Source organism: Clostridium sp. D5 (genome assembly GCF_000190355.1).
Classification (GTDB): domain Bacteria; phylum Bacillota; class Clostridia; order Lachnospirales; family Lachnospiraceae; genus Faecalicatena; species Faecalicatena fissicatena_A.
The window spans coordinates 235,850-256,940 of the sequence record NZ_GL870815.1 but is presented as its reverse complement, the minus strand read 5'-3'; the positions used below and the strand labels follow the sequence as shown (position 1 = coordinate 256,940).

At 40.9% G+C, this 21,091-nt stretch carries 18 protein-coding genes; 4 read left to right on the top strand and 14 right to left on the bottom strand.

The features are described 5' to 3' along the window. Nucleotides 1–2: 2 nt before the first annotated feature. Together HMPREF0240_RS16435 and sucD are read left to right on the top strand one after the other, a co-directional pair. Entirely contained in the window at nucleotides 3–1,133 is a 1,131-nt protein-coding gene (locus HMPREF0240_RS16435; protein ID WP_009004537.1) for an ATP-grasp domain-containing protein, read from the top strand. Between the two features lie 4 nt (nucleotides 1,134–1,137). After that, nucleotides 1,138–2,055 carry a succinate--CoA ligase subunit alpha gene (gene sucD / locus HMPREF0240_RS16430; RefSeq protein ID WP_009004536.1) on the top strand — a complete coding sequence of 306 codons (918 nt, stop codon included), beginning with the start codon at nucleotides 1,138–1,140 and terminating at the stop codon, nucleotides 2,053–2,055. A 131-nt stretch (nucleotides 2,056–2,186) separates the two neighbouring features. Here the strand turns inward: sucD and HMPREF0240_RS16425 are convergent, their stop codons facing one another. The 8 genes from HMPREF0240_RS16425 to HMPREF0240_RS16390 all read right to left on the bottom strand — a co-directional run bounded on the left by HMPREF0240_RS16425 (nucleotide 2,187) and on the right by HMPREF0240_RS16390 (nucleotide 11,365). Beyond that, nucleotides 2,187–3,164 (bottom strand): LysR family transcriptional regulator, encoded by a 978-nt coding sequence (locus tag HMPREF0240_RS16425; RefSeq protein ID WP_009004535.1) that lies wholly within the window; start codon nucleotides 3,162–3,164, stop codon nucleotides 2,187–2,189. A gap of 1,199 nt (nucleotides 3,165–4,363) precedes the next feature. Next, nucleotides 4,364–5,518, bottom strand: coding sequence for a family 43 glycosylhydrolase (locus HMPREF0240_RS23550; protein ID WP_278245607.1), 1,155 nt, complete (start codon nucleotides 5,516–5,518; stop codon nucleotides 4,364–4,366). An 86-nt stretch (nucleotides 5,519–5,604) separates the two neighbouring features. After that, on the bottom strand, nucleotides 5,605–7,128 hold the full coding sequence (locus HMPREF0240_RS16415; protein ID WP_009004533.1) for a sulfatase-like hydrolase/transferase: 1,524 nt from the start codon (nucleotides 7,126–7,128) through the stop codon (nucleotides 5,605–5,607). Between the two features lie 14 nt (nucleotides 7,129–7,142). Then, nucleotides 7,143–7,883, bottom strand: a complete 741-nt coding sequence (locus HMPREF0240_RS16410) for an ABC transporter ATP-binding protein (RefSeq protein ID WP_009004532.1) — start codon at nucleotides 7,881–7,883, stop codon at nucleotides 7,143–7,145. Continuing rightward, on the bottom strand, nucleotides 7,880–8,677 hold the full coding sequence (locus tag HMPREF0240_RS16405) for an ABC transporter ATP-binding protein (protein ID WP_009004531.1): 798 nt from the start codon (nucleotides 8,675–8,677) through the stop codon (nucleotides 7,880–7,882). Before HMPREF0240_RS16405 ends, HMPREF0240_RS16410 begins: the two co-directional genes overlap by 4 nt. Then, nucleotides 8,656–9,444: an ABC transporter permease gene (locus tag HMPREF0240_RS16400; RefSeq protein WP_009004530.1), complete on the bottom strand. Its 789-nt coding sequence runs from the start codon at nucleotides 9,442–9,444 to the stop codon at nucleotides 8,656–8,658. The genes HMPREF0240_RS16405 and HMPREF0240_RS16400 overlap by 22 nt, the downstream gene beginning before the upstream one ends. 1 nt (nucleotide 9,445) lies before the next feature. Continuing rightward, a complete protein-coding gene (locus HMPREF0240_RS16395) occupies nucleotides 9,446–10,228 on the bottom strand; it encodes an ABC transporter permease (RefSeq protein ID WP_009004529.1) in 783 nt (260 codons plus the stop codon). Between the two features lie 63 nt (nucleotides 10,229–10,291). Then, complete coding sequence (locus HMPREF0240_RS16390; RefSeq protein ID WP_009004528.1) at nucleotides 10,292–11,365, bottom strand: ABC transporter substrate-binding protein; 1,074 nt, start codon at nucleotides 11,363–11,365, stop codon at nucleotides 10,292–10,294. A gap of 291 nt (nucleotides 11,366–11,656) precedes the next feature. Between HMPREF0240_RS16390 and HMPREF0240_RS16385 the strand changes: the two genes are divergently transcribed. Together HMPREF0240_RS16385 and HMPREF0240_RS16380 are read left to right on the top strand one after the other, a co-directional pair. Further along, the gene (locus HMPREF0240_RS16385; RefSeq protein WP_009004527.1) at nucleotides 11,657–13,420 is read left to right on the top strand and encodes a sensor histidine kinase; all 1,764 of its coding nucleotides are present in this window, start codon (nucleotides 11,657–11,659) and stop codon (nucleotides 13,418–13,420) included. 107 nt (nucleotides 13,421–13,527) lie between these two features. Continuing rightward, nucleotides 13,528–15,018, top strand: coding sequence for a response regulator (locus HMPREF0240_RS16380; protein ID WP_009004526.1), 1,491 nt, complete (start codon nucleotides 13,528–13,530; stop codon nucleotides 15,016–15,018). A gap of 149 nt (nucleotides 15,019–15,167) precedes the next feature. Here HMPREF0240_RS16380 and HMPREF0240_RS16375 read toward each other — a convergent pair whose 3' ends face one another. Genes HMPREF0240_RS16375 through HMPREF0240_RS16350 form a run of 6 tightly spaced genes read right to left on the bottom strand, consistent with a single transcriptional unit; the run spans nucleotide 15,168 to nucleotide 20,956 of the window. Next, complete coding sequence (locus HMPREF0240_RS16375) at nucleotides 15,168–16,781, bottom strand: sulfatase-like hydrolase/transferase (RefSeq protein WP_198137812.1); 1,614 nt, start codon at nucleotides 16,779–16,781, stop codon at nucleotides 15,168–15,170. Between the two features lie 9 nt (nucleotides 16,782–16,790). Next, nucleotides 16,791–17,534: an ABC transporter ATP-binding protein gene (locus HMPREF0240_RS16370; protein ID WP_025656282.1), complete on the bottom strand. Its 744-nt coding sequence runs from the start codon at nucleotides 17,532–17,534 to the stop codon at nucleotides 16,791–16,793. Between the two features lie 9 nt (nucleotides 17,535–17,543). Then, the gene (locus tag HMPREF0240_RS16365) at nucleotides 17,544–18,326 is read right to left on the bottom strand and encodes an ABC transporter ATP-binding protein (RefSeq protein ID WP_035313801.1); all 783 of its coding nucleotides are present in this window, start codon (nucleotides 18,324–18,326) and stop codon (nucleotides 17,544–17,546) included. Continuing rightward, complete coding sequence (locus HMPREF0240_RS16360) at nucleotides 18,299–19,090, bottom strand: ABC transporter permease (protein WP_009004524.1); 792 nt, start codon at nucleotides 19,088–19,090, stop codon at nucleotides 18,299–18,301. Before HMPREF0240_RS16360 ends, HMPREF0240_RS16365 begins: the two co-directional genes overlap by 28 nt. After that, complete coding sequence (locus HMPREF0240_RS16355; RefSeq protein ID WP_009004523.1) at nucleotides 19,091–19,864, bottom strand: ABC transporter permease; 774 nt, start codon at nucleotides 19,862–19,864, stop codon at nucleotides 19,091–19,093. An 18-nt stretch (nucleotides 19,865–19,882) separates the two neighbouring features. Continuing rightward, nucleotides 19,883–20,956: an ABC transporter substrate-binding protein gene (locus HMPREF0240_RS16350; RefSeq protein WP_009004522.1), complete on the bottom strand. Its 1,074-nt coding sequence runs from the start codon at nucleotides 20,954–20,956 to the stop codon at nucleotides 19,883–19,885. Nucleotides 20,957–21,091: the final 135 nt, after the last annotated feature.

Sequence of the window (21,091 nt, the reverse complement as noted above, 5' to 3'; positions counted from 1 at the left end):
TTATGGATTATTTAGAAATAGAAGGAAAAAAACAGCTTAACAGATTTGGCATTCCGATTAACGACAGTATACTTTTAACTGAAAATGTTGATTTAACAAAAGTTCCATACCCTTGTGTACTTAAAGGTCAGATTCTTTCAGGAAAACGTGGAAAAGCAGGTGCTGTACGGGTTGTCAAATCCGAAGAAGAATTAAAAGAAGTAAAAGAAATCATCGAAAAGATTACTATCAATGGAAAATCTATGGAAGGTATTATTGCATGTGGATTTCTTCCTATTGTTGAAGAATACTATATGGGTATGACTTTAGATGTTAAAAACCGTGCAGTGATTATGCTCTTTACTCCTTTTGGTGGAATGGATATTGAGGAGTTAGCTACGACTTCACCGGAGAAATTAATGCGTTTAGATTGTACAGAAGGATTTGACGAAGCCGCTTTCCGTGAATCAGCAAAGATTTTTGAATTGCCGGATGAGCGTTTGAATAAAATTGTAGATATTGCAAAAAAACTGTCTACTGCTTGCTTTGCATTAGATAGTACAACAATTGAAGTCAATCCTTTAGCAGTATTAGAAGATGGAAGTGTTGTTGCAATCGATGCCAAACTGGTAATTGATGACAACAGCCTGTACCGTCAGGAAGACTACACAATTCTCCCTCGTACATCCCAGCAGAAATCACTCCAGGAACTAGATGCTGCTGAACATGATCTTACATATGTTGAATTAGATCCTAATGGAAATATTGGTACAATGGCCGGTGGTGCCGGAATCGGTATGGCAACAATGGATACTATCCGTCATTATGGCGGTAAAGTAAACAACTTCCTTGATTTGGGCGGTGGCGTAACATCCGAAAAAACTTATCAGGCAATGCGTATTCTTCTTCAAAACGAAAATACTGATATGATTCTTGTAAATGTATTTGGCGGAATTAATAATTGCGCTGATATGGCTGACGGAATCGCCCGTGCCTACAAAGAGTTTGGAAACAACAAAAAAGTAGTAGTTAAAAGCCGAGGCTTCAATCAGGAGCAGGGATGGGAAATTTATGAAAAATTAGGGTTTTCTCAAACAAAATATGGTACTACAGACGAGGCAGTACAGCTCTTATTAAACATGAAGGAGGCATAATGAAATGAGCATTCTGATTCATAAAGATACTGAAATGTTGATGATTGGAATCACAGGAAAACAAGGTCGTATCCATTGTCAGCGTACACTTGAAAGTGGAACAAAATTGTTAGCAGGTGTTGCACCTGGAAAAGCTGGCGAGGAAGTAAACGGCGTTCCTGTATTTAATACAGTTGCAGATGCACGAGCACAGTTTCCGGGAATCGAATCCGCTCTCCTGATTGTTCCGAGACAGTTTGTGCATGATGCTGCAATTGACGCCCTTCACAGTGGCATCAAATTATTAGTAATTGTAACTGAATTTGTTCCTGTTATGGATACATTACATATTGTCAGCGAAGCGAAAAAACTAGGTGCAAGAATCGTGGGACCAAATACAATAGGTGTGATTTCTCCCGGTCAATCTAAAATAGGTATTATGCCGGATTATATTTACGGAAAAGGCCATATCGGCATTATTTCAAGAAGCGGAACCCTTACTCACGAAACGGCCTCCAACTTAACTTTTAAAGGCTATGGGCTTTCTACTTGTATCGGAATCGGCGGTGACCCGATTATTGGTATGAACCATGCCGATGTTATTGAACTTTTCGCTGAAGATGAGGATACAGATGCAATTGTTATCATCGGAGAAATCGGCGGAACAAGCGAAGAAATGGCAGCCGCAAAAATCAAAGAACTTGGATTAAAGAAACCTGTTTACGCTTATATCGCCGGAATGTACGCTCCTGAAAACAAAAAAATGGGACATGCCGGTGCGATTGTAAGCGGCGGAATGGGAACTGTAAAATCTAAAGTTGCCGCGCTAGAAGATGCAGGTGTTACCGTTTGCCCAACACTCGGAAAAATCGTTGAATTCATCGAAGAGCAAAATATTCATACAAATGGAAGATTGCAAAGCCTCGTACCAAAAATTGATTAATTTCTCCACTCACAAATAAAAGGCTTTCAATAAAGTAAAACAAGGGGCACTAATCAAGTAAATTTGATAGTTTCCCTTGTTTTCTATATCTTCTGCCGTTCACCTCAACAACATCGCCAATATAAAAGCTATTATTCAGAATAAATTTTAGCCGTTTTTGCATTAAAATTCATTATAAGTTGAGACTGCTCTACTTCTTGTTCCGCAAATTCATCTCCACATTTATCAATCACATTATCGATTATAGACTGCATTTCATCTGTAATCGTACTTTGCCGATGCAATGCATATGAGAATATCCTATAAGTATTACATTTACTTTTTATTTTATAATAATTAACGTATTTACTTTCATCATTAACTAACCAATACGGTACAATTGTTGAACCAGCGCCTTTTTCCACAAAAGCATGTGCAATGTCCCAGTTTTTTGCGACAAATATCACATTTGCAGCCATGCCAGTCTCCTCAAAAATCGGACGTAAGAATTCTGTATATGCTTTCGCCGGACCTGAAATAAACGGCAAACCGCCCAAATCTGACATATCCACATATCCATCGCACTTCTTTGACCTGGCAATCAAATCATATTCATTATTTTTAGGAATAGCCAAATAGAACTCTTCATGACAAATTGTATAATATACAATATTGGGGTGGTAATAAACTGCCGGTATGAACAACATATCTAATTCTTTTCTCAGCAACTTACTTATCAAATGTTCAACCGAATCCTCCATCATGCGTACTTGCTTCACATTAGACTCCATACCATAAAGGAAGTCACTAAACCACGGTACTGAATATCCTGTGGGGCAACCAAAGAAAACTCTTTTTTTGTTTACACTTGCTGCATCCTTCATTTTTTGCAGCATTTTTTCATACTGTTCAAGTAATGCTGTCCCTTCTTCCAACAGCACCTCCCCCGCTTCTGTCAAAGTACATTTTCCGCCTGAACGCTCATATAAATTAAAAGATAATTCTTTTTCCACTCTTTTAATATACTGGCTCAGTGCCGGTTGGCTAAGATACAATACATCGGCTGCTTTCTGAAAGCTCCCTTCTTCTTCAATCGTCTTAATCATTTGTATTGTTTTTAATTCAATCATTCCATGATGCCTCCTGACTCTTTTTCGTACTTTATATCAGTCTATTTCTTAGATAAACATATCATTTTCACATTATTTCTACAAGTAGTTTTCGCAAACCAATAAGCCAAGAGCGATAAATTTCCTGTCATCAAAACTTTTATAAAACAAGACTGTCAATTTCTCTTTGAATACTATCATTGGAAATATCGATGTGATATTGGCATTTCCTATATTTCAGAATGAATGCTATATGATACTGGCATTTTCACTTAGTGTGTGATATGCTTTTTTGTCCATTTGGATCACCTCCTATGTTTGAGTTTGGCTTGCGATACTATTCTCATTGTATCATAGGATGTTTTTTATTGACATCATTATCGTTTCTACTTACACGATTCGTCCTAGAATAACTGGGGGATTAGGATTTTCATTTATATTTTTCTTAATCACCTTTGTCACCTCAATCCATTATTTTTTCTATAATTATCTAAGATATTATAACGGTTCCATATACCCACAACAATAAATTCTTTATAGCCTTGTTATTTGATATTTTCTGACTTAACACCCCCGCCTTTAGAAGTTAGCACTACAAATCTTTAGAAGTTTCTTCTATACCAATACCTCACAAATGCCTTAAATAAGGCTTTTTATTAGGGAGCTGATAAATCTGGTTGAACTCGCCTCCTTTTTGGCAAAAAAATCGCCACCCTTCATAAGTGACGATTTTTCTTTGTTATTTTATTGTTATTTTATTGTTATCTTATTGTTATTGAATGGACTCCATTTCAAGTAGCAGCAACTTCACAAATCGGAGACGCGGTTGTAATCACTGCACTCTTACCGCCTTTGATGACTAACCTGTAGGTCAAAAATTCGTAATCCCTCAATACCCGCTTCCTGAAAACAGATATGACTTGTGATATTTTCTCATCTAATTTGACGGAAGTGTAAAATAAGTCTTCACCTGCTCTTCACTGAGTCCATTCTCCATCCCCAACATAATTTCATTAAGCTGCTCTTCTGACAACTGGTCTGCATAGCGTAAAATAAGATAATACGCAACGGACATCACCCATGCCAGAAATGTGTTTCCCGACTAAAACAACCGTTGTCTTTATTTTCTCAGGTTCGAAGAGTTCATCAGGCGAAAAACACTCACTGTTATATCTTTGCACTTCATCTAACTGTCAAAGAATCTCTTCCTTTTATATTTCTTAGTTATTTTTTTTAAAGAATTTAAAATAATCTAATCGAGCTTCCCCTGATCCAATAACCTCTATTGTCAAATGTAAATTATTTCCTATCTCCTTATCAAGTATGCATGGGAACATACAATAAGACCGCCAAGAACTTCCTGTACCTTTTACTTCACAACTTCCAATGATTGTTCCGTCTTTTTGTTCTCTGACTTCAATTCTTGCTCCTTGTTCACTGCTACTGCTTACAAAGAAACTGATCCCTTTCTTTCCTTTTGTATTTTCTAGGTTGGGGTACCAAAGAGTCCCCTTTTCTGATGTGAGCATATCGAAACCATATCTGGGATTTTCCACCTTCTTCATCTGCTCCTGACACATATACCACTGGCTCTGAATTTTATTCCAATTTGTATCGTAATGGCCTACTCCATACTCCACAATTAACTCATCTACAACAAGTTCTTTATTCGCCCTTTGGTGCACATAACAAACTCCAGATGCGCGATGCACCATTGTTGGGTCAAAAACTGTAAACGAATTAAAAAGCTGTCCATTATATTCTACATAAGAACCATGGTCCTCACTTGCCCCTGTATTTCCAATAAACTTATAAGGTCCATATATCGAGTCAGAAATCGCATAAAAGGAGCCCCAGCTTAAATAATAAGTTCCTCCAATTTTATTTAGAGATGCCTTATCATCCCCCTCATGATCCACTTGTAGTCTTCTCGGTTTTTCAGCTAATTCTATCCTACTTTCTGCTAATTTAGCTATATAATAACCTGCACCCTTTCCATACGCCCACTTTGGTCCGCCAAAAACAATATAACTACTGCCGTCCTCATCCGTAAACACCGCTGGATCATACTCCGGTGTATTTGTTAAATTCCCATCTAAAATTGGGCTTCCCTTAGCATCTATGTAGGGACCCTCTGGATGATTTGCCACTGCGACTCCTGTCTGAATATTTTTATTAGAGTAATACAAATAGTATTTTCCATCTTTTTCTAATGCATCGATTGCCCAGCAATCACTGCATTTTCCCATAAAAAATGATTCTGGCTTAACTACACACTCTAAAGTCCACTCTCTAAAATCGACAGTAGACCAAATATGCCAGTCTTGCATGTGATACGTCGTATTTTCCACAGAAGTGTCATGGCTGCAAAACATGTATTCTATTGACAGAACCACAGCTATGTTCTTTTAATGGCATCTTGTTTCATCGTATTCAGGACAGCCCCTTATTGTGGATCATATTAGGTTTCCTCCAGAAACAGTGCCTGGCTCATAAAACCGCACCCTGAAGGAACCGTATAATCCGTTATTTTTTTTGAAAAATCAAATTGGTGGAGCCTTTCAAGCTTTCGCGGCCGGTAAGGTATCTTCCTGATTGTCCCGTCTTCAATGGCATCTCTTAATCCAGGCTCTTTCCAGCACTTCTCTAAAAGAAGCTGATACATCTCGGTTCTGATCACACTTTCAGACATTACCAGATTCACAAGCTCGTGAGGGTCGTTTCCTAAATGGAACAGCTGCTCTCTCCCCCCATTCACCATATAAATGTATTTCCATGCCCCTTTACGTACCATCAACTTAAACTGGTCGGAATCCGGTCTTCCATAAACTGCAAACAGATGCTCCCTTCTCCCCCCGTCCATAAGAAGAACACCGTCACGAGCATCTGCTTCACCTGCGGCTGCCGTTGCTATGCCATATAAATCCGCCAATGAGACGAAATCCTCCCTGATTTCACCGCGTTCCATTTTTTCCGGATAACTTAACAGAAACGGAATCTTTACGGATTCTTCAAAAAAACTTTCCTTCTGCCATCCCCCATGGTCACCGGCCATTTCTCCGTGGTCGCTGAAAAAGCAGATTAATGTATTGTCAGCCTCCCCACCGGCATCCACAGCATCTAGTATCTGTCCGATACAATGGTCAATATAAGTGATTTCTCCGTAATATCTGGTTTTAAAATTCCTCGCCCATGCATCATTAATTTCATCTGCATAAATCAGATAATTCATCCACTGTATCTGTTCATCCATTTGATCCGTGCACGCGCTTCCTCGTATTGGATTTTGCATCCCATCCGGGTCATACATCCTGTTATAGGGTATCGGAGGAGCACAAGGCGGGTGCGGGCCAACAAAGGAAACAAATCCGAAATAAGGCCTGCCGTCCTTCCTGTTTATCTGTTCGACTGCTTTAGCTGCTGTAAAGCCTTCCACAGTATACTCAGCCGGCATTGGACTCATCTGCGGGACAAAATACATATTGGTCCTTTCTCCGTGCAGCTGTTCCAGATGTGCATACCCGGGATGCTCCTTCATGATGAAAGATGCATATCCGTCCTTCTCTTTGACCCGTGGGGTGTCATACATCTCTTCTGTGTGAATCTGCACTTCATAGCCCAAATCTTCGTAGACATCCGGACTTGTGTGGAATTTTCCAATGCCCCAAGTCCGATATCCCAATTTTCCCATTCTCCTAGCAAGATACTCACCGCAATAGCTCTCCACTCCCATCTGCCCGTTACTATGGATGGGGGAAGGATTTTCATTACAGTAGCAGCCTATATTGTAAGGTTCCCTTCCCGTCCTGACAACATATCTTGCCGGAACGCAGACCGGACAAGAGGAATATGCATTCGTATAAGCAATACCTCTTTCTGCCAGCCTGTCCAGATTGGGTGTCTGTATCACCCGATTTCCCAGTGCACTAATGCAGTCAAACCGGAACTGATCACACATAATATATAAAATGTTGGGTCTGTCCATACTAATTGCCTCCTTTACCACCAGCGTATTAAGTCAGTTACTTCATTCCGCAGTTTTACAAACGCTTTATCCGCCACCTTCCTTGGACGCGGCAGGTTGTTGTTCAATTCCTGCTTTACATGGGTTGGTTTGTTTGTAAGTACCAGAATCCTGTCACTTAAATAAACTGCCTCCTCAATATTGTGTGTGATGAAAATAACCGTTGTCTTTGTTTTTTCCCAGAGCTTGAGGAGTTCATCTTCCAGCTTATATTTCAGGTTTAGATCCAGCTGCCCATATGGTTCATCCATAAGGAGAAGATCCGGCTGCGTAGAGAATGCCCTCGCTATTACTACACGCTGCAGCATGCTGGCAGAAAGCTCCTTTGGATAAAATTTTCTAAACTCCTGCATATTTACCATTTCTACGGCTTCATCAACACGTTCTTTTATAATCTCCGGGGCTATCCCTTTTATTTTTAGTCCATATGCTATATTCTCTTCCACATTCAGCCATGGCAACGCAGAGTACTCCTGCAGAATATATGCCAGATTGTGTTTCTTAGGATTTACTTCTTCCCCATCGATTAGAATGGAACCGCTGTCCGTTTCCAATATTTTCGTCAGAGAATTTAGAAATGTTGTCTTCCCGCACCCTGTAGGACCTACTATGCATAGAAACTCCCCTCTGTTTACAGAAAAGGATATCTTATCCAGAACGAGCAGATCCCCAAATGATTTTGTCAGGCTGCTAACTTTAACCTTCACATCACTCATACTGCTTTCTCCTCACTTTCCCGGGGAATATCTGTAATACTGCTGATTTCTTCCCGCAATGCAAGAAACTCGTCACTCACCATACTCCTTGGTCTGGGAAGATTGATTTTATATTCTTTTGCTACAACTGCCGGACATTCCGTCAGGATAATAATGCGGTCCGCAAGATACAGTGCTTCTTCCACATTATTTGTAACAAAGATAACTGTTCGCTTCTCTTTTGCCCATATTTTCTCAACCTCTTCCTCCATCATATATCTTGTCTGTGCATCCAGATGCCCGAATGGCTCATCCATCAGGATAATATCCGGGTCATTACAATAAGCCCTGGCAATCCCAACCCGCTGACACATACCGCCTGACAGCTTGACCGGATGATGGTTCTCAAACCCATGGAGGCCTACTAAATCGATATAATACTGTGCCTTTTCCCTGCGCTCCTTTTTTTTCATCCCTCTTGCCCTGGGGCCAAATTCTACATTCCCCATTACCGTCAGCCAGGGAAACAGAGAGGTTGTTTGATATACCATTCCGATCCCAGGATGGAAACCGGATGATTTTTTACCATCTATGTATACATTTCCCTGCGTAATATCTTCTAACCCTGCAATCATTTTCAGCAATGTGGTTTTTCCACATTGACCTGCCCCGAAAAGTACGACAAACTCGTTTTTTTCAATATCCAGATTGATGCCTCCAATAACTTCTGTCGATTTATCATTTACATCAAAACTTTTCTTTACATTTTCCAGACGCACCACTGACCGTTCTTCTATTGTCCCCGCTCTTTCCATGAGCATAATCTCCTTTCCATAACTCTCATAAAGGATGCCAGTATCAGCCCCACAATTCCTATAGATATCATTCCCATCACGTTATTCACCATATTCCCGCTCTGCATGCCGGACAGTATTAACCAGCCGCACCCCGATGTAGCTGTAATCATCTCTGCTGCAAGTACTGCCATCCAGCTCGTTGACAAAGAAACCTGAAGACCGCTGAAAATATACGGTACACAGGAAGGCAGTACGATGGTCAAAAAGATTCGGTTTTTCTTAAGTCCTAGAACCCTTGCCACTCCAATCAGCTCCTGACTTACATTTTCAGCACCCGCCATTGTATTCATAACCATCTGTGCAAATCCGCCTACAAATATGATGAAATATATTGTTACATTTCCTGTCCCGAACCATAAAATAGCAAGAGGTATCCATGCAATTCCAGGGATTGGTTTTATAATATTAAATATGGGGTTAAAGATTGCTTTTCCAAGTTTTGAAGCCCCCATAATCAAACCGACCAGTGTACCTGCAACAGATGATAGAATATACCCCACAAGCACTCTGCTCAGGCTAATTCCGACATGTCCTAAAAGCGTATTCTTGCCGATTGGTTCAAAAACTGCATTTGCCATTCCTAAAAGAACTTTAAACGGTGCCGGAAATATGGTTCCAAATCTTGTTACCATCACAGAAATCTGCCAGATAACTAGAAATGTAAATATTCCAAGCGCACCTATAAAGATTGTCTGTATCTTTTTAGACTGTAAGATAGATTTCACTCTAACGCCCCCCTTTTACGATTCTTCTCTCTGCCATGCCCAGAAGCCATGAGAACAAAGCGCCAAAACCGCCGATCACCAGTACCCCCATAAACACCAGATCTATTCTGCCGACCATCCGCCCCATTTGAATCATATATCCCAGACCTTTAGTGGATGCCACTAATTCTGCCGCTACTAACGTAACCCATGAAGCATTCAGCGAAACGCGAATACCTGCAAATATCATAGGACCTGCAGTCGGAATAGCAATCGTCTTTAAAATTTGACCATTTGATGCTCCAAAAGTTTGTGCCACCCATTTATGTACCGGATTCATCTGTTTGATCCCACTGTAGGAATTAATAATTGCAGGAACGATTGCCGCAATGACAATCACAGTAACCTTTGACATAATTCCCAGGCCGAATGCCATAAGCATAACCGGTACCCAGCCAACCGGAGGAATTGGTTTTATCAGATCGAACAGCGGCTTAAAAAACATATCAAACTTTTCAAACCATGCCATACAGATTCCGATTGGCACCCCCAGAATGATTCCGATACAGAAGCCCAGTACAGATTCCTGCAGACTGGTCAGGATGTGTATACCCAGCACGCTGCCGTCCGGATTTGTATTGGTCAGTTTATAAATAAAAGTTTCTACGATTGTGGCAGGACTTGGCAGTTTTTTTTCAGGAAGCAGATGCAGGATATCCGTGAGAAGCTCCCAGAACAGAATAAAAACAGCCAGTGATATCACAGAGATTATAAAATATTTCTTATTTTCTTTTTTTTGCTTCATCTCATCACCTCAATTTCTATATGCAAAAGGGGGATGCACCATCCTGCTCCCCCTCGCTCTTGTCTATTCTCCTAAAGCAGCTTTCCAGATATCGTCTACAATATTCTCTTTAAAGGTTTCACATTGGTCAGCTTCAATCTGTCCAATAGATGCATAAAAATCTGCCGCATCGGCTTCTGCCATGCCATAGTCCATCGTCTTCTGTACATCCGATGTTATGAAGATGCGCAGATCAGCCTCTTCTGCCACAGTCTTATCCGTCACCTCCAGCGCATTCTCACTATAAAATTTCTTTATCTGATCCATTTTTAATTCTTTATCGGCTTCCAGCTCATCTGCCGCCCGGTAGCATAGCTTCATAAACTTTATTAACTCAGGTTTTAAATCATTATATGCCGCCTCAGAACAGATGACATCCGTATTTGTTGAACTAAAATCCTGTAATGTGGCAATTGGCTGCCATCCGTATTTATCTGTAACTGCCGTCGACCAGGGGGTTGGAAGCGCCACGATGTCCCCTTCCCCTATCTGGAATGTTTGCTCACAGGTCTGATAATCCATAGGAACCATGCTGACCTCCTCGGCACTTACCCCCAGCGATTCCAGATATTCTAATGCCAGCTGATGCGTCGAAGTTCCTGCTGAAAATAATATTGTGGTACCTTTTACAGTATCCATATCTCCATAAACATCGGGATAAGTAGGATTGAACCCCTGTACATCCAGAATCTTACTGTCCTCCCTCACAAATAAGGTATCACCGCCTGTATCACTGGAGGTTCCGATAATCTTTGCCCCATTATTCACAGAACCAAACACATATGCTGGTCCCTGAAACCCGACATCCCAAAGTCCGGCAGCCAATGCTTCATTAGCAGCAGCCCCGTTTGCATACAGCTCCACTTCCAGTTCCAGACCCTCTTCCTCAGCCCAGCCCTGATCCATAATGTATGACAGCAGCACACCATTAAAATTAGGCATAGACTGCACTCTTAATGTAGTTAGTTCTTTACCTGATTCTGAGGTCTCTGCCTTTTTGCCGGAATCCTTTTTCTCTTCTTTCTGCCCCTGACATCCTGTCAATGCCGTTGCGAGTATCGCCGTTGCCAATAACAGACTCATCACTTTTTTCTTCATATTCCTTTTCCTTTCTCTTACTGATTGTTTTTAAGCTGTCTAAATTATATTCTTTTTTCATTTTTACTGCTATTCCAAAAAAGTAGAGTATTTAACAATTTTTCGTCCTATTGTACTATACAAAAATAATCGGAAATTATCTTTATTACAAATCCGTATATTTAATATCACTTATCCGCGTATTTTTTATTTCAAATTACTTTCCAGTTCTTTTTTCTTGACATTCCTTTTTTCTTATCAGAAACTAGAGTTATAACTTATTTATCGTTTTCACATAAAGCAGGGGATACTATGAGAACGCATATTTTTAGATGTAAAAAAACCTTGGGGTTAAAACATATACTATCTATTCTTTTTATTACATTTATTTTATCTGTATCTGCATTAATCATTTTTCCTTCTTTTTACTTTTATAAACAGCAGCTGATTGAGAATATTTCCCAGGGACGTATTGATACCCTGTCTCAGGTAAATAGCAATATAAATAAAATAAAAGATGAAATTGTAACAATATCAGATATGTTCTTTTATGATGAAGAGCTAAACCAGATGTTATACCAAAAAGACATATTTAAATCTCCCGAGAAAGAGTTAACATATATCCGCAGCCTGGATCGCAAAGTCAGGAGGACGCTGGCTCATTACTCTTTTGAATACGAAATGCAGTTGATTACAGATAATGGACTAATATACTCCACAGATTCCGAAAAAATGGATGAACCGCCACAATATAAAGAGGAGTTGTGGTACTACAAAGCAATTGGTTCGGCAGAACAGTTATACTGGCTTTCCAGTCTTCGAACAAGCAGCAGCCGTTTGAATGACAAAAACTATTTTTCCCTTCTTCGTTTTATTAGAGACGAAGATTCCCGGCCTGTCGGACTCCTGATGATTAACATACCTGAACGCTTTTTATACAATACCTATCAGAATTTGACTTCAGACGATGGAAATATCTATCTTGTAGATACAGACGGACAAATTATATCCCATACAATAGAATCCATGGTCGGACACTATTTTTACAAAATGCCGGTATTCTATGAACTGTTTGGGGATAAAAACTCTGCAACAATAAAAAAATCAGGAGTACCCTACCTTTTTTCCAAGTATTCAACAGATGCTTCCTCCTGGATTGTAGTTGAGGAGATACAGATGTCCTCCATTCTGCAGCCCCTGTACAGAATTGAAAGAGCGATCCTCCTGATTGCATTTTTGGTATGCGTTATCAGCATTTTAACCTCTTCTTGGATTGCAGCCGCTGTTTCCCGCCCCCTGACAGAAGTATATACTGTTATGGTGCAGGCTCAAAATGGAAATTTTAATGTGGCCTTTCCCAGAAAAGGCTTTGCCGAAACAAGGTGGATTGCAGATGCCTGCGAGAATTTTGTCATAAAGATAGCCTCTTTGCTTAATGATATAAAGAAAAAAGAGCACTTGAAAAGAATTACGGAACTTCATTTTCTGCAGATGCAGATTAACCCACATTTTATGCACAATACACTTTTCAGCATAAAATGCATGGTGGATATGGGACGTTCCGAAGATGCCTGCCGGATGATAGATGCTCTGAATGCCATGCTGAAAAATATTCTGAACTGTGAACAGCAGTTAGTCTCCGTTCAAGAAGAGGTCGACACCCTCAGACAGTATACGTATATTTTACAGCAGCGTTATACCAACTCTTTCATTTTTAAATTTCTGATAGATGACAGCTGCAGGGAATTATTAATTCTGCGGTTTATACTACAGCCTATTATTGAAAATTCTGTATTCCACGGTTTTTCTAATAACAAGAAAAACGGAATCATTGTAATCAGGGTGAAGGAAACCAAAGAACATATTATTTTAAAAGTAACTGATAACGGGATGGGGATGGCAGAGGAAGTCATTCAGGAGATTATGACGGATGATAAAAAGAAGAATCATATCGCCCTTAGAAATATTGCTTCCCGGCTGGAGCTGCATTATCACAATCAGGCCAAATTTGAAATATCAAGCACTGTGGGAAAAGGGACATCCGTACAAATTACAGTACCTAAATATACGATTTAAAATGCCGGCACAATCCTATTAAACAATATGATTGTATTGATTCGTATCAGCACGGCAGTGTTCTGTTGATATTAAACCGGCTGTTGCACCAGAGAGGAGCGAAACCTATGAATATCTTAATTGCGGATGATGAGACAATTATACGCGAGTGGCTGCAGCATACGATAGAATCTTTTGATTTTATCACTGTTCACGCCGATACTGCTTCTGACGGACTTGAAGCATTAGAAAAAATACGAAAAACAGAATACGAGATTGTCTTTATTGATATCCAGATGCCAAGGATGAACGGAATCGATCTTATCCGTGAAATCTATAGCGTAAACAGTAATATCCTCACTGTCATCTTAAGCAGCCATGATCAGTTTGACTACGCCAGAGAGGTTATGAGAAACGGTGCATTTGAGTATATGCTAAAAAGTGAATGCAGCAGACAGGCTCTGGAGGAATTATTGAAAAAGTGTAGTGAGCATTTACTTAGCAGGCAGGCCAGCATTGATTCCTTACGAAGTGCTTTCTTAAGCCTCTCGCTTCAGCCAGATAAGCAGGACTCTGCAAAAGACCAGATTGACGCCCTTTTCTCTGATCTTACAGACAAATCTTATTTTACTGCTGCTCTTTGTAATGAAAACATTCCTGTACACATATCTGTTCCCATAGCTCCGGCAGACGGCATCTTTTTTTGCGGTTCGCTTCTTGGCCTGGAAGCAAACCTGCATTACTATGTGTTTGAATATGTACAGCTTTCGGAATCTGAGGATTTCCGTAAAACACTTCACCTATTTTTACAGGAACTGCATAACCAGTATCCAAAAATGACCATAGGATGCAGCAATGTTTACCATTATAAGTCTGAACTTATCATCTCCATCAATCAGGCCCGCACAGCTTACGAACAGCTTTTTTACTCTTCATGCCCCTATATGCTGTCCGATAAACAAAAAAACAGTCTTCCCATAAAGGAATTTAATCTCTTAAATGCCAAAGCTATAGAATATATTCGTTCTTATCAAAATCAACTTTTTTTTCAAACTATGCGTACTCTTGAAAAATGGATTTTGGAACAAAAACCTGAGGTTGATTATGTAAAAAATACTTACGGGAATCTGATCCATACACTGTATCTCTGCTATAGTAAGGATACCGACGAACTACCCGATATGCTGAGCCTGATAAAAAAACGTATAAATGATATCTCCTCATATGTTATATTGAAAGATTATATATGGTCACTCATACGTCAATGTATGTTATCACTCCCGGCATCTAAAAAATACAGCTCCCATGTAGGGGCTGCATTAACTTATATTGCGGAACACTATGCTGAGATTATATCGTTAAAAGAAGTGGCCGATTCCATCCATATAAACACGGATTATCTGACCCGTCTTTTTAAAAAAGAAACCGGCAGGAATATGAGCACGTATCTGATGGATTATAAACTTGACATGGCTTCCTTCATGCTGAAAACCACAAATCTGCAAATCAGTGATATTGCCATGAATGTTGGTGTGCCTAATATCAGCTATTTTTCAAAAAAATTTAAAGAGCGGTTCGGAATGCAGCCTATTAATTACCGGGCAATCAGCAAGGAGTAAGTTTTTTCTTCAGGTACAGTAACTTAGCCTGTCTGCCTCTATATAGGAGACATACAAGTATGGCACATCATTTCCCCTCATAAGTCATAGGAGGCTGAAAACAAACATTTGTTTTCAGCCCATATCATCATACAGACCACCCTAAATGACTACAGATAGTTTTTCATATTCTTTTTTATCAGTTCCTGATAAAACGCTTCCCCTACTTTCCCATCCTTACCATAACGTCCAACATAATCCGCAAGATCCCAGCTGATTCCTCCTGACACATCTTTTTCATTCCCTGTATCCGGTATGGTGGGATGCGCCGTTTTCACCCTGCTTGTCCTTATAAGCCAGCAGTATAACTGATATCGTAAGTCCTGTACCACCTTCTCATATTCCGGTTCAAAATACAGGTTCTTCAATTCATAAGGATCTGCCTCTATATCATATAACTCACCGAATTCCTGTCCCTCAAACTCAGGAAGATACTGTGTCAGCTTATACTTTTTGGTATGTATGGTCTTCGTATTCGGATTTTCTGTTACCGCAAAGTCGTGAATAGCTCTGCCGCTTTCTATCAATTCCAAAGCATCTTTCCCGTCCACCCAGTCCGGCATCATAATACCCAACAGGCTGCAGATCGTAGGCAAAATATCTACCGATTCTATAATTTCATCTCTGACCTCGTTCTCCGGAAGCCTTCCTTTCCAGGAAAATATCATTGGTATCTGTGTCACGCATCTGAATCCAATTCCTGGTGCTTTTTCTATCATACCATGCTCTCCGGCAAACTCACCGTGATCCGTCATATATATAATCAATGTATTTTCCCGTATCCCCAGCTCCTCCAGCTTATTCAATACTGTACCAACCGCATCATCCATTTGGGACACACATGCATAATATCCTCTGAGTACTCTTTTCCTTGCCGCATCAAAATCCTTGTCCCCAAATGCAATCCAGTCCTTATCCATCTGGAACTTTCTCTGGGTATCCTTCGCTGCTGATGAACGGTGTTCCATTTTATCATCATAGTTTGGCGGAAGCTCTAATTCAATCCCTTCATACAAATCCCAAAACTCCTTCGCTGCCGCATATGTCTGATGCGGTCTGGGCATTGTAAGCCAAAAGCAAAACGGCTTTTGTTCCTGATCAGCCTGTTCTATAAACTTATTTGCACAGTTTGCCGACCACATTTCTATGGTATGTTCCTTGGGAATTCTGGAATATCTGGCATCCACACATTGTCCTTTTTTATGTTGATTTTCCTCAAACCATTCCTGAAGAATTTTGTCATCTCTGTCCCCATAGCAGCCGAGCCTGGCGAGATAGTCTGTATAGTCATTTGTTACAAGCCCCTGACACCCTTCTTCCAAATGTCGGTTCCATGGTTTTAAAGGCACCTCATATCCATACCCGTCAGCAACGTAGTCACACTGGTCAGACACCCAGCCTGCCGGAGTATGTAATTTGCCCGCTGCTCCCGTCATATATCCCTGCTCTTTTAATAATCCGAACAGATTAGGGAGCTTCTCGGGCTTCTCCCCCGCCAATCCATAGTATCCTGTGTTATGCGCATATTGTCCGCTAAGCATGCACATTCTGGATGGTGTACAAATCGGATTCTGTGTATATGCATGCTGCATAAGCACACCTTCTCTTGCAAGCCTGTCCAGATTCGGGGTTTTGACCTGCTTATTCCCATAACACCCAAGTGTACGTGCTGAATGTTGGTCACTATATAGAATCAGCACATTTGGTTTCTTTTTATTTTCCATTCCCATCACCTACCACCATTTAATTAAGTCAGTTACCTGATTTCTCAGATTAACAAATTCAGCCGCTGCAATATCTCTGGGTCTTGGAAGCTTATCATCCAGAAATGTCTTTACCGTTGTGGGTTTATTGGTAAGTACAAGAATTTTTCGTCCTAAATATACTGCTTCCTCTATGTTGTGTGTAATGAACATCACTGTTGTTCCCGTAGCTTCCCACAGCTTAATCAATTCATCTTCCAGCTTATACCTCAGTTCAATATCCAGCTGGGCATATGGTTCGTCCATCAGAAGTAAGTCCGGCTTTGTCGCAAAGGCTCTTGCGATTGATACTCGTTGAAGCATACTCGCCGACAGCTGGCAAGGAAAGAACTTCCTATATTCTGTAAGACCCACAATCTCCATGAATTCCTCGACTCTTTCCATTTTTTCTTTTTGAGGAAACTTTTTTATATCCAGTCCAAAGCCTATATTTTCTTCGACTGTGAGCCACGGCATCGTTGAATTTTCCTGAAAGATATAGGAAACATTATGCCGCTTCAAATCTACAGGCTCATCATTCAGCAGAATCTTCCCTTCTGTTATTTCATACAATCCGGTCAGACTGTTTAAAAAGGTTGTTTTTCCGCAGCCTGTAGGTCCTACCACGCAAAGCAGCTCTCCTGCTTCCACTTCAAAATTCATATTATCCAGCACTAGTAAATCCCCAAATTTCTTTGTAAGATTCACTGCCTTAATGCTTGCACCCTGTCCCATATTTTCCTCCTACTTTGTCACATCCACAATGCCCGTGATTTCTTTTCTGAGCCGTAAAAATTCAGGATCCACATAGCTCCTCGGTCTGGGCAGGTCGATTTTATACTCTGCTTTTATATGCGCCGGGCAATTGCTCATCACAACAATCCGGTCTGCAAGATACAAGGCTTCTTCGATATTATTCGTGACAAAAATGACTGTCCGCTTTTCTTTCTGCCATATTTTTTCAAGCTCTTCCTGCATCAGGTATCTTGTCTGTGCATCCAATGCTCCAAATGGTTCATCCATCAATAAGACTTCAGGCTCATTGCAATATGCACGGGCAATTCCCACCCGCTGCTTCATCCCTCCAGACAATTTAACTGGAAATGCGTTCTCGAAACCCTTCAGGCCAACTAAATCAATATAATACTGAGCTTTTTCTCTGCGCTCCTGTTTCTTAATGCCTCTGATTTTAGGTCCGTACTCTACATTCCCCATTGTCGTGAGCCACGGAAACAGGGAAATGGTCTGATATACGACACCTCTGTCCGGACCAGGGGCCGTTACTTTTTTCCCATTTACAATAACCTCACCTTCACTTGGCAGATCCAGCCCCGAGATGATATTTATCATCGTAGTTTTTCCGCACTGCCCCGGACCAAACAGAACAAGAAATTCATTATTTTCCACTTCCAGGCTGATATCATCAATGACCAGATGCTCCTCCCCGTGCAGATTAATAAAGCTTTTATTGATATGGCTGCAGGAAATTACTGAATCTTTTACTTGCCTCTTACATTCCACTGACATAATCTTGCCTCCACTCCTCTCATACATGTGGCCAATAAAAACCCGACCAGACCAATTGCGATAATCCCAACAAATATCTGTGGAATATTATTCAGATCCATTCCGCTGACAATCAAAAAGCCAACTCCCCTTGAAGAACGCACCATCTCTGCTGCCACAACTGCCGCCCAACTGGTTGACAGGCCAATCTGCATGCCGGCAAAAATATATGGAACAGTTGCCGGCAGCACAACCGTCCAGAATACCTGTGTCTCGTTTGCTCCAAGCATCTTGGCACAGCCTGCCAGCTCCTGGTTTAAAGCTTTCGTCCCCCGGTAAACATTGATTGTCAGTACATTAAAAGTAGCCAGGAAGATAATGAAGTATGTCATGCTTTCTCCGATTCCAAACCACAAGATCGCAAGAGAAATCCAGGCAATCGGCGGAATAGGGCGGATCATTTCGTAAAATGGATTAAAGATCGCCTCCATCAGCCGAAAGCGTCCCATAAGCAGTCCAAGCGTTATTCCCAGGAGACATGCCAATATGTACCCCACAAGCACCCTGCTGAGAGACCAAAAAATATGTCCCAGAACCGTGTATCCGGCAATTTCCTCTACAAAAGAGCGGAAAAAGGCATTTAATATTACTGCCGGACCCGGCATGATTTTTCCTAATCCAGTTAACGACACGGCTGCCTGCCACAGAAGAAGGAAACCCAGGATAGAAATCGCTCCACAGATTATTTTCTGCATGTTTTCCGGTAAACTTTTCGTCTTTTTCATCTACCACCTGCCTCCTCTCATCAATGCCTTTTCAATCAGACTTAATATTCCTGCAAGAACAGCCCCTACCAGTCCAATCATGGCCATGCCCGCTATAATAATATCCACACGCATCAGGCCTCTGCTCTGCTGAATCATGAATCCAAGCCCTCTTGTCGATGCCAGAAGCTCGGCTGCCACCAGCGCCCCCCATGATGTAGCAAGCGCACCCTTCATCCCCGTCATGATCATAGGCAGAGCGGTCGGCAGCGCAATCTTAAACAGCATCTGGCTGTTGCTTGCCCCATAAGTCTGTCCTACCCAGAGATGCACACTTTCCGTCTGTTTGATGCCCGAGTATGAATTAATAACACAAGCCGTAAAGGATGAAATAAAAATCACCATAGATTTTGAAAGGAGTCCAATTCCAAACAGTATGATCATCAGAGGAATCCATGCAATTCCCGGTACCGGGCGTACCAAATCAAATAATGGTCTGGCAAACCAGTCGAACCTCTTATACCAGGCCATACATACCCCCAGGGGAATTCCTACAATCAGACCAATTACATAGCCTGATAATGCAACCTGGAGTGATGCCAGCAGATGCTGCCACATGGTAGATCCATCCGGATTAGGATCTGAAAATTTTGTAAAAAAGGCCTTTACTACACTTACCGGTGTCGGCAGCATTCCTGTATTATTAACAGTAGCAAAAATCTGCCATACGATCAGGAATACTGCGACTGAAATAATTGATACAGGCAAATACTTATTAAACTTTTTATCTCTCATAATGTTCTCCCTGTTTTCCTATTCCATTGCTGCCGCCTTCAGGTCAATATCAAGTGCTTTGTTCAAATATTCCGGGTTTAACGAATCATACAGCTTCGGCACCTGATCCTCTGTAATTTTTCCATTTTCCACATAAAAATCACACTGATCTGCAAATGCCTTTCCAAACACATAGTTAGAATCTAAAAACTCTTCTTTTCCCATATATGCTCTTACTGCAATTTCATCGTCCATATCCTCTTCTGTATATTCACGTCCATTTGCTGCAAAAAACTCCATGGAATATTCTTTTCTGAGTGCATCATCTTTCATTTCTTCTGTGGCCTTCATGACACATTTCATGAACTTCTCAATATCCTCAGGGTGTTTATCTATCACTTCCGTGCGTCCGAATATTGCATCATACATAGAAAAACCTGATGAATCTTCGAAGGTGGCAGCCTCAACCATTCCCTCACTCAATGCATAGAACGAATACGGCGGGTATGCTGCAAGCGCATCTCCCTCTCCTGCTATAAAAGCCTGATAGGCCGGACCGGCATCCATATGCACAACCGTATAATCATCCGCTTTGAGGCCGAACTGTTCTGCATAGCGAATTACATTTAACTGGCTTGAGGTTCCAAGCTGTCCTAAAAATGTCTTACCCTTCAGGCTTTCCGCTGATCCATACATTTCTGACAGACCCTCAATCTTTCCTTTCTCTTTCAATATCTCAGAATCTGGTCTTACATAAATTCCCATGCCGCCTGCAACATCCAATTCTGCCAATAAGGTACAATTTCCACTTGCTAATGAGAAAATACTTGCTGCACCAGAAGCGGCTAAATCGATTTGTTTTGCTACAATTGCTTCATTTACAGGTGCCCCCGTCTGAAAGACAGATATCTCTATGTCAAGCCCTTCTTCTTCAAAATACCCTTTGTCATAGGCATACTGAACCGGAACCCCAACTGTCGAAGGCATAATCCCCACCCTCAGTTTTTCTGATTTTTCTTCTTTACTGCCTGAATCATTTTTCCCCTGGCATCCGGCTGCCATCGTTCCTACCATTACGACCATCAGAAATACACTTACCATTTTTTTGAACATACTAATCCTCCTCGTTTTTCTTTTCGTTTCTTTATTTTTTGTTTTTTATCTTGTGTTTTTATCTTATCACAATGCCTTTTTTATTCAATATGCCAAAAAATCTTTTTTTCAAATCGATTTGATTTTCTTTTTTGA

Coding starts and splice junctions, on each gene's coding strand:
- HMPREF0240_RS16435 (WP_009004537.1), top strand. CDS start 3: ATGGATTATTTAGAAATAGAAGGAAAAAAACAGCTTAACAGATTTGGC.
- sucD (WP_009004536.1), top strand. CDS start 1,138: ATGAGCATTCTGATTCATAAAGATACTGAAATGTTGATGATTGGAATC.
- HMPREF0240_RS16425 (WP_009004535.1), bottom strand. CDS start 3,164: ATGATTGAATTAAAAACAATACAAATGATTAAGACGATTGAAGAAGAA.
- HMPREF0240_RS23550 (WP_278245607.1), bottom strand. CDS start 5,518: ATGTTTTGCAGCCATGACACTTCTGTGGAAAATACGACGTATCACATG.
- HMPREF0240_RS16415 (WP_009004533.1), bottom strand. CDS start 7,128: ATGGACAGACCCAACATTTTATATATTATGTGTGATCAGTTCCGGTTT.
- HMPREF0240_RS16410 (WP_009004532.1), bottom strand. CDS start 7,883: ATGAGTGATGTGAAGGTTAAAGTTAGCAGCCTGACAAAATCATTTGGG.
- HMPREF0240_RS16405 (WP_009004531.1), bottom strand. CDS start 8,677: ATGGAAAGAGCGGGGACAATAGAAGAACGGTCAGTGGTGCGTCTGGAA.
- HMPREF0240_RS16395 (WP_009004529.1), bottom strand. CDS start 10,228: ATGAAGCAAAAAAAAGAAAATAAGAAATATTTTATAATCTCTGTGATA.
- HMPREF0240_RS16390 (WP_009004528.1), bottom strand. CDS start 11,365: ATGAAGAAAAAAGTGATGAGTCTGTTATTGGCAACGGCGATACTCGCA.
- HMPREF0240_RS16385 (WP_009004527.1), top strand. CDS start 11,657: ATGAGAACGCATATTTTTAGATGTAAAAAAACCTTGGGGTTAAAACAT.
- HMPREF0240_RS16380 (WP_009004526.1), top strand. CDS start 13,528: ATGAATATCTTAATTGCGGATGATGAGACAATTATACGCGAGTGGCTG.
- HMPREF0240_RS16375 (WP_198137812.1), bottom strand. CDS start 16,781: ATGGAAAATAAAAAGAAACCAAATGTGCTGATTCTATATAGTGACCAA.
- HMPREF0240_RS16370 (WP_025656282.1), bottom strand. CDS start 17,534: ATGGGACAGGGTGCAAGCATTAAGGCAGTGAATCTTACAAAGAAATTT.
- HMPREF0240_RS16365 (WP_035313801.1), bottom strand. CDS start 18,326: ATGTCAGTGGAATGTAAGAGGCAAGTAAAAGATTCAGTAATTTCCTGC.
- HMPREF0240_RS16360 (WP_009004524.1), bottom strand. CDS start 19,090: ATGAAAAAGACGAAAAGTTTACCGGAAAACATGCAGAAAATAATCTGT.
- HMPREF0240_RS16355 (WP_009004523.1), bottom strand. CDS start 19,864: ATGAGAGATAAAAAGTTTAATAAGTATTTGCCTGTATCAATTATTTCA.
- HMPREF0240_RS16350 (WP_009004522.1), bottom strand. CDS start 20,956: ATGTTCAAAAAAATGGTAAGTGTATTTCTGATGGTCGTAATGGTAGGA.